Genomic DNA, 12,221 nt, shown 5'->3' on the forward strand with positions numbered 1-12,221 from the left:
TCGAAAATGTCGGGGTCGAAGTCATTGAATAAAACGGATGGAAATCCGGTCAACACGCGATCGTGCTCGACTTTGTATGTGTCGGGATTGGCGATCGGCGGACTGTTGGTAATATTAATTACAAATGTCTGGTTTGCCGAAGTATCGATGCCGCCGTTAGCTATACCGCCGTTGTCTCTGAGGTTGAGAGTGATATTAGCCTTGCCAGTTCCACTTGTGGCGGGGGTAAAAGTCAGTTGTCCGAAAAAGCCGATCGCCGGTGGTACGCTAAACAAACCGGGATTGTCATTTCCCACGACTTGAAAGTTGACGGTTTGTGTTGACTCGTTGACCGGCCCTGGAGAAATGGCTATGGCCCATCCAGGAAAGGTTTGCAGGCCAGCACTGTGATTGACAGTGCGATCGGGCCCTTTGACAAACGACGGTGCATCGTTGACAGGATTAACAGTAATTGTTGCAGTCTCGCTGGCCGTACTGAAAGCTGCTAAACCCCCAATACTGCTAGCAGTTGAAATATCAGCCGTCCCCCCATTCGTGAGGGTAGTACCGCTAGAGTTAGTCGTCGTTCCATCCCACGATTGATAGGTGATATTAGCACTACCGTTGTAGTCATTATTGGGAAGAAAGCGGATACTGGCATTGCCTGCTAGCAGTCTCGCTGCTGCTGTTGACGGTGTACCGAATGCCGTCCAAGTCGCACCGCTATCAATAGAATATTGCCAACTGCCGTTAGTATTGTCTGTCGCCGTCACAGCAATTCCTTGAGTGTCGGCGGTGTCGGGATCTGTAACTATTCCTGCAATTAAAACAGAAACTAAGGTGCCAGTGTTGCTGGCAGAAGGTACATCTTCGTTAATTGCTGTTAGTACCGGCGAACCGCTGTTGTTGAGTACGGGTGCGTTGTTGGCTGCAAACGCTGCGAATCTGGTGGGAAGGGCAAAATTGTTGTCGCTGACAAGAATTAGCGTTCGTTTCCCAGTTGCTGTTTGAGGAGGCCCAAATGTCATCCCTTCAAAATTGTCAACCAGTGCCGGAGTGCCTGTACTGAGGAAATAAGCAGAAGTGGCGATCGGAGTTTTCGATACTGGTGTAATGCTAGCAACACCAGAAGCAATCAAACCGGTATTGTTTTGAATATCTGTCGCACCGTTTAAAGAAATTTGATAAAGCTTCAAATCCCCTGACGGCGGTGTTGTCGATAAGTCGAGAAAACGTTCGAGAACCAGCAGTGTATTATCATCAACGGCCAGCATTTCTGAAATGCCGTTGCGCGGATCGGTATTGTAAAGAAATTCTCCGTTTGTGGTGTTTGTACCTAAGTTATATCTGACAATTCGCGATCGCGCGCCAGCCGTTATATCTGAAGCAGGGCCGTCTTGTTCGAGAGCATTTTCTGTTGCTGTAAATAGAAAACTTTGACTGGGAGTAATCGTCAGACTTTCAAAACCTTGATTGTTGCGGATGCCGCTGTTAGGATCTGCTGATACGTCGTATTTGGGAGAAGCAATAGGCAGCGCGAAATTTTGAACTCCTGTTGCAATGGCGAAACTATTAATAAAAGGCTGGGTATTTGTGGAGAAATTGCCTTCAGAAGAGACGAAGACATTGCCGCCGATGAAGCCAATGCCCTCTGTATCCGATGTATCTGCGGCAAAGGGAGGCGGATTGCCAATCTGTGTCACCCCTGTAAAATTCACTTGTCCTGGTACTGGTGTCAAGCTACCGGAACTCACAGTAGGTATAGTGAGGGTGTAAAAGCGAGATGGGCCGGGACTGCCACCAGGAATATTGCGGCCGTCGGAGATAGCGTAGTAAGTGTTGCTTCCCGCGTAGGTAAGGCCCGACAGTCCACCTACCTGAGTTGTTGGTGTTCCAAAAGTTGTATTTGCCGGAAATCCTGCTTGTCCCAAAAGTTGTAAGCCGAACACAAATTGGTAAGCGGCCATTGTGGCTGGGTCGATCGCCATTCCAGCAACAATCCTTCCCGTTGTATAATCTAGCAGCCAATCTCCGCCTAAAGCTGAATTGCCGATCGGCCCCCTGGAAGCAGCGATTTTTGCCTTTGTTAGCTGACTCAGTTGCTGCACGAAGTTAGCGCCCGCATCGCCCGCCGCTACCTCGCACCCGTACAGCAAAATCTCTGCACTCTCTGCCAGCGATCGCGCCCAACGCTGCAATTTTTCACCATAAAAGTTTAAATTTGTCAAGTTTAGATCGATCGCGCCTAGCTGCAAACTCGCCGATCGACCGTGGGAGATAATATGAATACTTTTAATATTGCTGCGACTCCCTAGCACTTCCGTAATTTGTGCTACTCCATCCCGCGCTGCATTAATGATAATTACTTCTATTCCGGCGGCGATACCGTTGCAAAGATTTTGGATATCGGGGAGGGCAGAGTCGAGAAAGGCGATCGAACTCATAACAGAATTGATAAAATTTGGCACAAAACACCTCTGGTTTGATGACCGTCGATAACTTAAATATATGCCAAATATACCAAACTCAGATATTAAATGTCATCCGTAAAATTTCGGGAATGTTGCTGCAACCAAGTCACCAAATCTGAAACACTTTCAAAATCAAACATCGCATCTCCTAAATCATCCAAATTCTCAAGATTCAACTCGCATATCTGTGTCTGAATGTCTGGAGAAATTTCACCAATTAGCCTCCTCATATTCCGGACTATTAATTCTGACTTGCCTCGTTCCATGCCTCGTTCCATGCCTCGTTCCATGCCTCGTTCTAGAGCTTGCTGAGCCGCTAGATCGATCGCCCCTTGTTGATCTTGAATCCAAAACTCTTGTTTTTGCAATTCATCTAAGTCTTTTTGACTCAGATTCGTGTCGTTAGCAATCTGAAAAGCTCTTTCAATTTCTGGCACCGTAACCATTGTATCGGGAACAGTTTCTAGGTTACTGGTATTTTTGACAAAATAAATCCACTTGTCCGTCAGCGTTGTCAACTGATCCAATTCCTTTTTGAATTTTGGCAGTTCGATAAACACCAACTCAATCTCGCTATCGGGATAATCGAATAATCTTTGTGTTTCTTTGAAAGCAAATCTCGAAATTACTTCCAATTGATTGGGAAACATTTCAAAGTCTGTGATATTCAAAGCAATTACTGGCCTGAGTCTGTAATAGCTATCGCTTAGATTTAATTGCATTCCATAAGTTTTAGCAGCATTATATAAAACTCGCTTACGATATTTTGCCACGTTCAAAACTTGGATTGTGACAATCACAGTTTTGCCATCATTAATTTTAGCTTTGACATCTAAATAAGTGTCTTTACTTCCAAAAATCTCAGCAGATAAATAAGGAGGGATGATTTCTAAATCTTCGATCGCAGATTCGCCTGCATAAAGCATAGCGTTCAAAAAACTCATCAAAATTTCTCGGCTTTCGTTAGAACAGAATATCTTCGTGAAGGCCAAATATAGTTTGGGATTGATAAAACCCATAGTTTTTAGCGATCGAGGTTTTGTCTATCATTATAAACTACCAGACTTAAGATTGACTGCCTAACAGTTCCTCTGCTACCAATCCTTTCTGAATAGCGAGCACTGCTGCTTGAGTGCGATCGCGCACTTCTAACTTTTGCAAAATCGCGTGGACGTGCACCCGCACAGTCCCCGGAGCGATGTACAATATTTGTGCAATCTCCTGATTGCTTTTCCCGCCCGCAACTAAGGCTAATATTTCCTGTTCCCTCGGAGTCAGCGGATTGTCTAAAACTTCCCATTTACTCGCGCTTTTGACAGGTTCGGGATTACTAAAAACCGCCCGAATTTCCGCAGTTGCGGCCTTGTCCCACCAAGAAGCGCCCGCCGCTACCGATCGAATTGCCAAAACCAAAGTTTCTGCCGCAATTCCCTTGAGACAATATCCTTGGGCTCCCGCAGCCATCAACCTTTCAATTAACGTTTTTTGGGCGTGAGATGTTAAAATTAAAACCGGAATTTCTGGATGTCTCTGTTTGATTTGGCGGCACGCTTCAATGCCACCAATTCCCGGCAAACCGACATCGAGAACCACCACATCCGGCAAGTGTTCCTGAGTCAATTCTACCGCCGTTTCTCCATCTTCCGCCTCGGCAATTATTTGCAAAGAACTTTCTTGCTGCAATCTGGTTTGCAGTCCCAACCGAAACAGTTCGTCGTCTTCAACTAAGAGAATTCGCAAGGGAGAATTAGGTTTCATTGGCAGAGATAGCTGGTAGTCGGAATCCAAACAAGGCACCTAAAGGCAATTTGTTTTCTGCCCAAATTATACCGCCGTGGGCGTCAATAATTTGGCGAGATAAGTATAACCCCAATCCCGATCCTTTGGCTTGCCGATCGCCATTTCCTTGATAAAAACGCTCAAACAACTGGGGCAGCTCATCGCTAGTAATTCCCAACCCGCTATCGATAACTTTCACCACCTGATCGGTTGCGTAAGATTCCATGACTATTTCTACTTTACCACCTCGGGGAGAATGGTTGATCGCGTTTGTTAGCAAATTAACAAAAACGCGCTGGAGTTGCACTTCATCGCCGTTTACCCACAAAGAACGGCGAAAGTCAGACTCTCCGTAACTTATACTAATATAAACTCGGCGCGCTGCCGATAAATGGATGAGTGTGGCAATTACTTCTTCTGCTAAAGCTGCTAAATTTACGGGCGCAAGTTGCAGTTTTAAACCTTCGGCATCGTTGCGGTAAACATCCAGCAGCGTTTCTACTAATTGTAGTGACATTTTTTGCGATCGCGCCATTGTTTCGAGAACTTTTTGCTGGCTGGTAGTCACTTCCCCAAAGTTTGCTCCCTGAAAAGCTTTGATTGTTTCAATTGCGCCCAGCATCGGCGTTTTCAAGTCGTGACTCAAAGTAGAGACAAAATCCTCTCGGATGCTGGCTAGCTGCTGCTGAGACTGCAACTGCGCTTTGGCGATCGCGATCGCTTCTTGATACTGCTGGGTGCGATCGCTCAAATATCCCGTGACTCCCAAGGCCATAACTGCGATCGCCCTATTTGCAACAGTCGCTAGGGCGATCGTTTCTCCATAGGGAACAAACAAGTTCAACAGCGTCAATGCTGCTGCTAACAGCGTAATTTGCAACTTTCCCAACCGACTCAACCGCGAATTTGCCAGTAAAATCGGCCCTGTATACAAATACCCAAACAGATATTCTGACGGCGTGGTAAATTCCAGTGCTATAACGATCGCGAATAAAATTGCGATCGACCACCTTCCGCGCAAATACTTTTCTTGAAACACCAAAATTTTGGGAATTTTCAATAAGCTGTCAAACATCTCTAATTAATCCATTTTAAGCTTGTAAAATATCAACCAATACAGTTAACTTAAAAACAATCTGATTCATGAAAAATGCCTGCATCGCCTATAAAATCGCGATAGTAAATTCGTCAAAAAGCGTTAAGTAAACCGTATTGAAATATCAACTACATTTTGGCGCAAAAAACAGCGTTTAGACAGCATTTATACCTGCAAGTATAGATTTAATACATTGGCTAAACATTCGCCTATCAGTAAAAGTATAGGTAAAAAAAGCATAATTTATAAACAGTAACTTATACCTTAAGACAGATTATCAACAACCCCAAACCTCAGTAAAGTAATCACTAAACGAGGAATTTTTAACACACTTATGTTACAAGGCTTAATTCAAATTGCATTAACCCTAATCATTTTAATCGCGATCGCGCCCGTGTTCGGCAACTACATGGCACGGGTGTACATGGGAGAACGAACCATTCTCGACCCCGCAATTAAACCACTAGAACAACTCATCTATAAAGCCAGCAATATTCGGTCTGTAGATTCCATGACAGGCTGGCAGTATGCCCGATCGCTATTATACAGCAATGCAGCAATGGGCATATTTGTATTCTTGATTTTCATGCTTCAGGGACTGCTGCCTTTAAATCCCACCAGCCTGAGTGCACCAACCTGGGATACCGCGCTGCATACAACTATTTCATTCCTCACAAATACCGACCAACAACATTACTCAGGCGAGACAACATTCAGTTATTTATCCCAGTTAACCCTGGGTTTTTTAATGTTCACCTCAGCAGCCACGGGTTTAGCAGTAGGAATTGCCTTTATTCGGGGACTGACAGGTCGCCCCCTCGGCAACTTTTATATCGATTTAATTCAATCTATCACCCGGATTCTGCTGCCACTTTCTTTGATAATTGGCTTGTGCTTACTAATTTCTGGAGTGCCGGAAACCCTAGCCGGCCCAGCAGTTGCGCGTACCTTAGAAGGCGGCACGCAAGTAATTGCTCGCGGCCCAGTAGCTCACTTTGAAAGTATCAAACAACTGGGAGAAAATGGCGGCGGATTTTTTGCCATTAACTCGGCTCACCCCTTTGAAAATCCTAACCCTTTTACCAACCTGCTGGAAACACTAGCAATGGTTTCTATACCAGCAGCACTCATTCACACCTACGGCAGATTTGCTAACAACAAAAAGCAGGGATGGCTGATTTTTGGGATGGTGTTTGCCATCTATGTAATTTTGATCGGCATTGCAGCAGTTGGCGAATATCAAGGCAATCCCCAAATTAATAGTTTGCTCGGTTCCGTGCAACCAAACTTAGAAGGGAAAGAAGTTAGATTCGGTTGGGCAGAAACTGTACTTTGGGCTGTCACTACGACTGGGACAATGTGCGGGGCTGTCAACGGAATGCACGATTCTTTAATGCCGCCAGGGGGTTTTGCTACTTTATTTAACTTGTTTCTCCAAATTGTTTGGGGCGGACAGGGAACGGGAACGGCTTACTTATTTATTTACTCCATTTTGAGCGTGTTTCTCACCGGATTGATGGTGGGGAGAACGCCGGAATTTTTGGGACGAAAAATTGAAAAGCGGGAAATTGTTTTAGCTAGCGTTGTTTTGTTGATTCACCCGATCGCAGTTTTAATCCCCGGCGCGATTACCCTCGCCTTTCCCGACAGCTTGAGCGGCATCAGCAACCCAGAATTTCACGGCATTTCGCAGGTGATGTACGAATACGCTTCAGCGGCGGCTAATAACGGTTCTGGCTTTGAAGGATTGGGCGATTCTCAACCCGCGCCGACAGGACTTTGGTGGAATTTAAGCACTTGTTTTAGCTTGCTGATGGGGCGCTACGTTCCAATTATTGCCTTGCTGCTGTTAGCTGACAGCATGACGAACAAACAACTGGTTCCTGAAACAACCGGAACACTGAGAACAGATTCGATTTTGTTCACCAGCGTCACCGCAGGAGTAATCATCATTTTGGGCGCGCTGACATTTTTCCCAGTGCTGGCTTTAGGGCCGATCGCAGAAGGATATGAAATCAGCAGCGGCAAGTTTGAAGCCGCACCCGTAACTGCACCCACAACACCTTTAGCAACACCAACTGCTCAACCTCAATAGCTAAAAACATCAACCTCACTATTCTCTTTCTCTGCGTTCTCTGCGTCCTCTGCGGTTCATTAAAATTCCAAATTATGGCTACTTCCAATACCCCTGATTCCCCAAAAAATCCCCGTTCCAGAGGCTCTCGCGAGTCTCGCAAACATACGCCAAAAGCAAATACTAAAGGCCTTTATCAAAGAGCTTTCAAAGAAGCTTTTATCAAACTAGATCCTCGGGTGATGCTGAAAAACCCGGTGATGTTTGTGGTATGGGTAGGCACAATTGTGACTGCATTATTAACGATCGACCCCACGCTGTTCGGCCCGGTTCCCGGCAAAAATCAGGTAGTTTTCAACGGTTTAGTCACGTTTATTTTGTTCTTCACCTTAGTATTTGCTAATTTTGCAGAAGCGGTAGCCGAAGGGCGCGGGAAAGCGCAAGCGGATGCACTGCGATCGACAAAAGCAGATACCACAGCCCGCAAACTCTTACCAGACGGTTCAATTCAAGAAGTTAGTTCGACATCTCTCAGACGCGGCGACCAAATTAAAGTGATCGCAGGCGATGTCATTCCTTCCGACGGCGAAGTGATCGCAGGTGTCGCATCCGTAGACGAATCGGCGATTACCGGGGAATCGGCGCCCGTGCTCAAGGAACCGGGTTCCGACATCGCCAGTTCCGTTACCGGCGGGACGCGCATCCTTTCGGACGAACTGACGCTGCGGGTGATGGCCGACCCCGGTAAAGGGTTTTTGGACAGGATGATCGCGTTGGTGGAGGGCGCTGAACGCTCGAAAACGCCGAACGAGATCGCGCTGACAGTGCTGCTGGCTGTGCTGACTTTGGTGTTTTTGATTGTGGTATCGACGATTCCGCCCGTGGGCAATTATGTCAAAACTCCTGTGGGTGTGGTGACGCTGATTTCGCTGTTGGTGGCGCTGATTCCGACAACGATCGGCGGTTTGTTAAGTGCGATCGGCATTGCGGGGATGGATCGCGTCGCTCAATTTAACGTGATAGCGACCTCTGGGCGGGCCGTGGAGGCTTGCGGCGACGTGAATACGCTGATTTTGGACAAAACGGGAACGATTACGCTGGGCAACCGTTTAGCCGAGGAGTTCATCCCGGTAAACGGTCATTCGCTGCAAGAAGTGGCGCAGGTAGCGCTGACTGCGAGCGTTTTTGACGATACTCCCGAGGGAAAGTCGATCGTCCGTTTGGCTCAGAATTTGGGCGCACAGGTGGAGTTCGATCGCACCAACTCCCAAGGATCTGAAGGCATTGATTTTTCCGCAAAAACGCGGATGTCTGGTACGGACTTACCCGACGGTACGGAAGTTCGCAAGGGTGCGGTGGATGCGGTTAAAGGTTTTGTGCGATCGCGCGGCGGCAATTTCGGCCCGGATCTCGATGAAGCTTACGAGCGAGTTTCGCGATTGGGAGGCACACCCTTAGGCGTTTGTCAAGGTAGCGACACCTACGGAATTATCTATTTGAAAGATGTGATTAAACCCGGGATTCGCGATCGGTTTGACCAACTGCGAAAAATGGGAATTCGCACCATCATGCTCACCGGAGATAACCGAATTACAGCATCAGTAATTGCCGACGAAGCCGGAGTAGACGACTTCATCGCCGAAGCAACTCCCGAAGACAAAATCGAAGTAATTCGCAAGCAACAAGCCGAAGGTAAATTAGTAGCAATGACGGGAGACGGAACCAACGACGCACCCGCCCTAGCCCAAGCAAACGTAGGTTTGGCGATGAATTCCGGAACCCAAGCGGCGAAGGAAGCTGCAAACATGGTGGACTTAGATTCTGACCCCACAAAACTGATTGACTTAGTGACAATTGGCAAACAATTGCTAATTACTCGCGGCGCGCTGACTACGTTTTCGCTAGCCAACGACATCGCCAAATACTTCGCAATTATTCCCGCAATGTTTGCTCCCGTCGGCGCTTTAAACATCATGGGTTTAGCCAGCGGTCAATCGGCGGTTTTGTCAGCATTAGTTTACAATGCTTTGATTATTCCCGCTTTGATTCCCCTGGCACTAACTGGTGTCAAATTTAGACCACTAAGTGCCAATCAACTGTTGCAGCGGAACATTTTAATCTACGGATTGGGCGGAGCAGTTGCGCCGTTTATCGCCATCAAAATTATTGATGTTTTCATTGCTGCGATCGGGTTAGCATAAAAAACTTCGACTACCGATTCGCAGGGCGGATGTAACGGATGACTCTTCCCGGCTCTGCCTGGGAACGCATATCCAGAGGCTATGCCTCGATTTTCCCACAAAAAATCTAAGAGAAAGACAGATATTTAGTTCCCAACAAAGGAGAATTCATGAAACGGAATGATTTGCTGAATGATGTTTTACCCAGAGACTTTCAAGAAACAATTGAGTTAGCGAAAATGCTGCGATCGCGCCACCCAATCCCGGTGCAGCTATTTCTGGTAATGTGCTTTAACTTGATAATTGCACCCGCGGTTTATGCGGCTGCGGATGAAGGTTTGACCAAAAAAGCGGCGTGGGGTTTAAGTCTTTTGGGTTTAGTAATTATTGGGCTAGCAGTTTATTTGTTTGTCGTGATTTTTCAGCCAGAAAGATTTTAGGCATTTCCATTGTCAACCTTAGAAACCGGGTTTTTTACCGAATCTGGCGGCTAAACCAAATATTTTCGCAAAAATCCGGTTTCGGGCATCCAGTTTTTCATGACATCCGTTACACAATCCGTTACACAATCCGTTGCCGAACTTCCTTCATTGAGGTCATGTATGAGAGAATTAATCAGAGCTATTCGCGTTACTTTAGTTTTGTGGGGAATCACAGCGATTATTTATCCCTTAATCCTGCTCGCAATCGGTCAACTTGCTTTCAATTCCCAAGCAAACGGCAGTTTAATTACCAACCAAGGAGTTGTAGTCGGCTCATCGTTAATCGGTCAGTCTTTCGGCTCGGATAAATATTTTTGGGGTCGCCCCAGTACCACAAATTACAGCAGCTTTGCGGCAATAGATTACGACCCCACAAAGGCAGAAAATTTAAGTCATAGAACTGGCGTTTCGGGAGCAAGCAACCTGGCTCCCAGCAACTCGGATCTGCTGAAGCGAGGTAATGAAAAAGATGGTTTTCAGGGGGTAGAAGTTGAGTTGGCTCGCCTCAATTTAGTTGGTATCAAACCGACTGCGGATTTAGTTTACACTTCCGGTTCTAGCCTCGACCCGCACATTAGCGTAGAATCAGCTCGATCGCAAATTGAACGGGTAGCAAAAGTGCGATCGGTCAATCTCAATCAAGTCGAAATGTTAGTAGCCAAAAATACAGATAGCAGATTTCTCGGTATTTTCGGCGAACCGGGAGTTAACGTCCTCAAACTAAATGTGGCTCTCGACGGTTTATAATACTCTGTGGTCAGTAGTCAGCAGTCAGTAGTGAATAGTCATTAGTCATTAGTCATTAGTCAGGTAGGGGCGGTGCCCCATGCCCGCCCTCTTAGTAGTCATTGGTAATCGGTAATTGACTGTCAACCGTCAACCGTCAACTGTCAACTATCAACTGCCAACTGCCAACTGCCAACTGTCAACTGTCAACTGTCAACTGCCAACTGCGATGATTCACTCTAGCGAACTCAGTAACAATTCCGACGCAATTTACGCCCAACCAAATCGCGGTTACGATCGCCCTCACCGCCGGGGAAAGCACAAAATCTTTATCGGAATGGCCCCCGGTGTCGGCAAAACTTTCCGAATGCTGGAAGAAGGGCACAGACTCAAATCTGAAGGCATTGATGTCGCCGTTGGACTGTTAGAAACTCACGGGCGGAAAGAGACAGCAGCTAAAGGCGAAGGACTAGAAATAGTCCCGCGAAAAGAAATGCTGCACGGCGAAAAAGCACTTACCGAAATGGATACTGAAGCCCTAATAGTACGCCGCCCTCAACTAGCATTAGTAGACGAACTGGCTCATACAAACGTTCCCGGTTCTCTGCGAGAAAAACGATATCAAGATGTCGAAGAAATTCTGAAAGCAGGGATAGATGTTTTCTCTACCCTCAACATTCAACACATAGAAAGTCTCAACGATTTAGTAGCGAGAATTACGGGAGTTGTAGTGCGAGAGCGAGTACCCGATCGCATTCTCGAAGAAGCTGACGAAATAGTCGTTATTGATGTCACGCCCGAAACCTTAGAAGAACGGTTGCGAGAAGGCAAAATCTACGCTCCTGAAAAAATAGAACAATCTTTAAAAAACTTTTTCCAGCGCCGTCATTTAATCGCATTGCGAGAACTGGCGCTGCGGGAGGTAGCAGATAGTGTTGAAGACGATGCAGCAACTTTAAAAGGTCAATCTTGCAACATTCACGAACGAGTTTTAGTATGCGTATCGACTTTTCCTAATTCCTTGCAACTGCTGCGGCGGGGTGCAAGGCTGGCGAACTACATGAATGCCCCATTTTATGCTTTGTTTGTGGATGCTCCCGATCGCTTCTTAACAAAATCCGAAAGCTTGCACGTTGAAACTTGCCAGAAGCTTTGCCAAGAATTTAACGGCCAATTTCTGCGGGTGGAAAGTCCGAATATCGCACAAGCAATTTCTGAGGTAGCTAAACAGTATCGGATTACTCAAATTGTGATCGGCGAAAGCCAGCAATCACGCTGGAAATTGCTGTTTCGGGGTTCTTTGACTCAACAGTTAGTGCGATCGCTCAAACACGTAGATTTGCACATCATCTCTACGGAAAAAAGTCGGTAGTTATTGGGCATGGGGCATGGGGCATAGGGCATAGGGCATAGGGCATAGGGCATTTGTCTTAG

General features: G+C 46.5%; 9 protein-coding genes. 5 read left to right on the forward strand and 4 right to left on the reverse strand.

Annotated elements, in window-relative coordinates; genetic code table 11:
• The 4 genes from JGK11_RS12540 to JGK11_RS12555 all read right to left on the reverse strand — a co-directional run.
• Positions 1 to 2,447, reverse strand: a 2,447-nt coding sequence (locus JGK11_RS12540) for an esterase-like activity of phytase family protein (protein WP_293211904.1), incomplete at its 3' end; no start/stop codon positions are given.
• A 65-nt stretch (positions 2,448 to 2,512) separates the two neighbouring features.
• Complete coding sequence (locus JGK11_RS12545; RefSeq protein WP_293196244.1) at positions 2,513 to 3,469, reverse strand: Rpn family recombination-promoting nuclease/putative transposase; 957 nt, start codon at positions 3,467 to 3,469, stop codon at positions 2,513 to 2,515.
• A 46-nt stretch (positions 3,470 to 3,515) separates the two neighbouring features.
• Positions 3,516 to 4,208: a response regulator transcription factor gene (locus JGK11_RS12550; RefSeq protein WP_293182760.1), complete on the reverse strand. Its 693-nt coding sequence runs from the start codon at positions 4,206 to 4,208 to the stop codon at positions 3,516 to 3,518.
• Positions 4,198 to 5,304: a HAMP domain-containing sensor histidine kinase gene (locus JGK11_RS12555; protein ID WP_293182762.1), complete on the reverse strand. Its 1,107-nt coding sequence runs from the start codon at positions 5,302 to 5,304 to the stop codon at positions 4,198 to 4,200. The genes JGK11_RS12550 and JGK11_RS12555 overlap by 11 nt, the downstream gene beginning before the upstream one ends.
• A gap of 355 nt (positions 5,305 to 5,659) precedes the next feature.
• Between JGK11_RS12555 and kdpA the strand changes: the two genes are divergently transcribed.
• The 5 genes from kdpA to JGK11_RS12580 all read left to right on the forward strand — a co-directional run bounded on the left by kdpA (position 5,660) and on the right by JGK11_RS12580 (position 12,159).
• A complete protein-coding gene (kdpA, locus tag JGK11_RS12560) occupies positions 5,660 to 7,420 on the forward strand; it encodes a potassium-transporting ATPase subunit KdpA (RefSeq protein WP_293182764.1) in 1,761 nt (586 codons plus the stop codon).
• A gap of 74 nt (positions 7,421 to 7,494) precedes the next feature.
• Positions 7,495 to 9,600, forward strand: a complete 2,106-nt coding sequence (kdpB, locus tag JGK11_RS12565) for a potassium-transporting ATPase subunit KdpB (protein ID WP_293182766.1) — start codon at positions 7,495 to 7,497, stop codon at positions 9,598 to 9,600.
• Positions 9,601 to 9,749: 149 nt separating this feature from the next.
• Positions 9,750 to 10,019 (forward strand): K(+)-transporting ATPase subunit F, encoded by a 270-nt coding sequence (gene kdpF / locus JGK11_RS12570; RefSeq protein ID WP_293182768.1) that lies wholly within the window; start codon positions 9,750 to 9,752, stop codon positions 10,017 to 10,019.
• A gap of 162 nt (positions 10,020 to 10,181) precedes the next feature.
• Entirely contained in the window at positions 10,182 to 10,808 is a 627-nt protein-coding gene (kdpC, locus tag JGK11_RS12575) for a K(+)-transporting ATPase subunit C (protein WP_293211906.1), read from the forward strand.
• Between the two features lie 208 nt (positions 10,809 to 11,016).
• A complete protein-coding gene (locus tag JGK11_RS12580; RefSeq protein WP_293182816.1) occupies positions 11,017 to 12,159 on the forward strand; it encodes a universal stress protein in 1,143 nt (380 codons plus the stop codon).
• Positions 12,160 to 12,221: the final 62 nt, after the last annotated feature.

The sequence above is a fragment of the Microcoleus sp. PH2017_34_RAT_O_A genome, from assembly GCF_020737885.1.
Lineage (GTDB): Bacteria > Cyanobacteriota > Cyanobacteriia > Cyanobacteriales > Microcoleaceae > Microcoleus.

Bases quoted from the DNA above. Each gene is read 5' to 3' on its own strand.
- JGK11_RS12545 (WP_293196244.1), bottom strand. From the start codon at position 3,469: ATGGGTTTTATCAATCCCAAACTATATTTGGCCTTCACGAAGATATTC.
- JGK11_RS12550 (WP_293182760.1), bottom strand. From the start codon at position 4,208: ATGAAACCTAATTCTCCCTTGCGAATTCTCTTAGTTGAAGACGACGAA.
- JGK11_RS12555 (WP_293182762.1), bottom strand. From the start codon at position 5,304: ATGTTTGACAGCTTATTGAAAATTCCCAAAATTTTGGTGTTTCAAGAA.
- kdpA (WP_293182764.1), top strand. From the start codon at position 5,660: ATGTTACAAGGCTTAATTCAAATTGCATTAACCCTAATCATTTTAATC.
- kdpB (WP_293182766.1), top strand. From the start codon at position 7,495: ATGGCTACTTCCAATACCCCTGATTCCCCAAAAAATCCCCGTTCCAGA.
- kdpF (WP_293182768.1), top strand. From the start codon at position 9,750: ATGAAACGGAATGATTTGCTGAATGATGTTTTACCCAGAGACTTTCAA.
- kdpC (WP_293211906.1), top strand. From the start codon at position 10,182: ATGAGAGAATTAATCAGAGCTATTCGCGTTACTTTAGTTTTGTGGGGA.
- JGK11_RS12580 (WP_293182816.1), top strand. From the start codon at position 11,017: ATGATTCACTCTAGCGAACTCAGTAACAATTCCGACGCAATTTACGCC.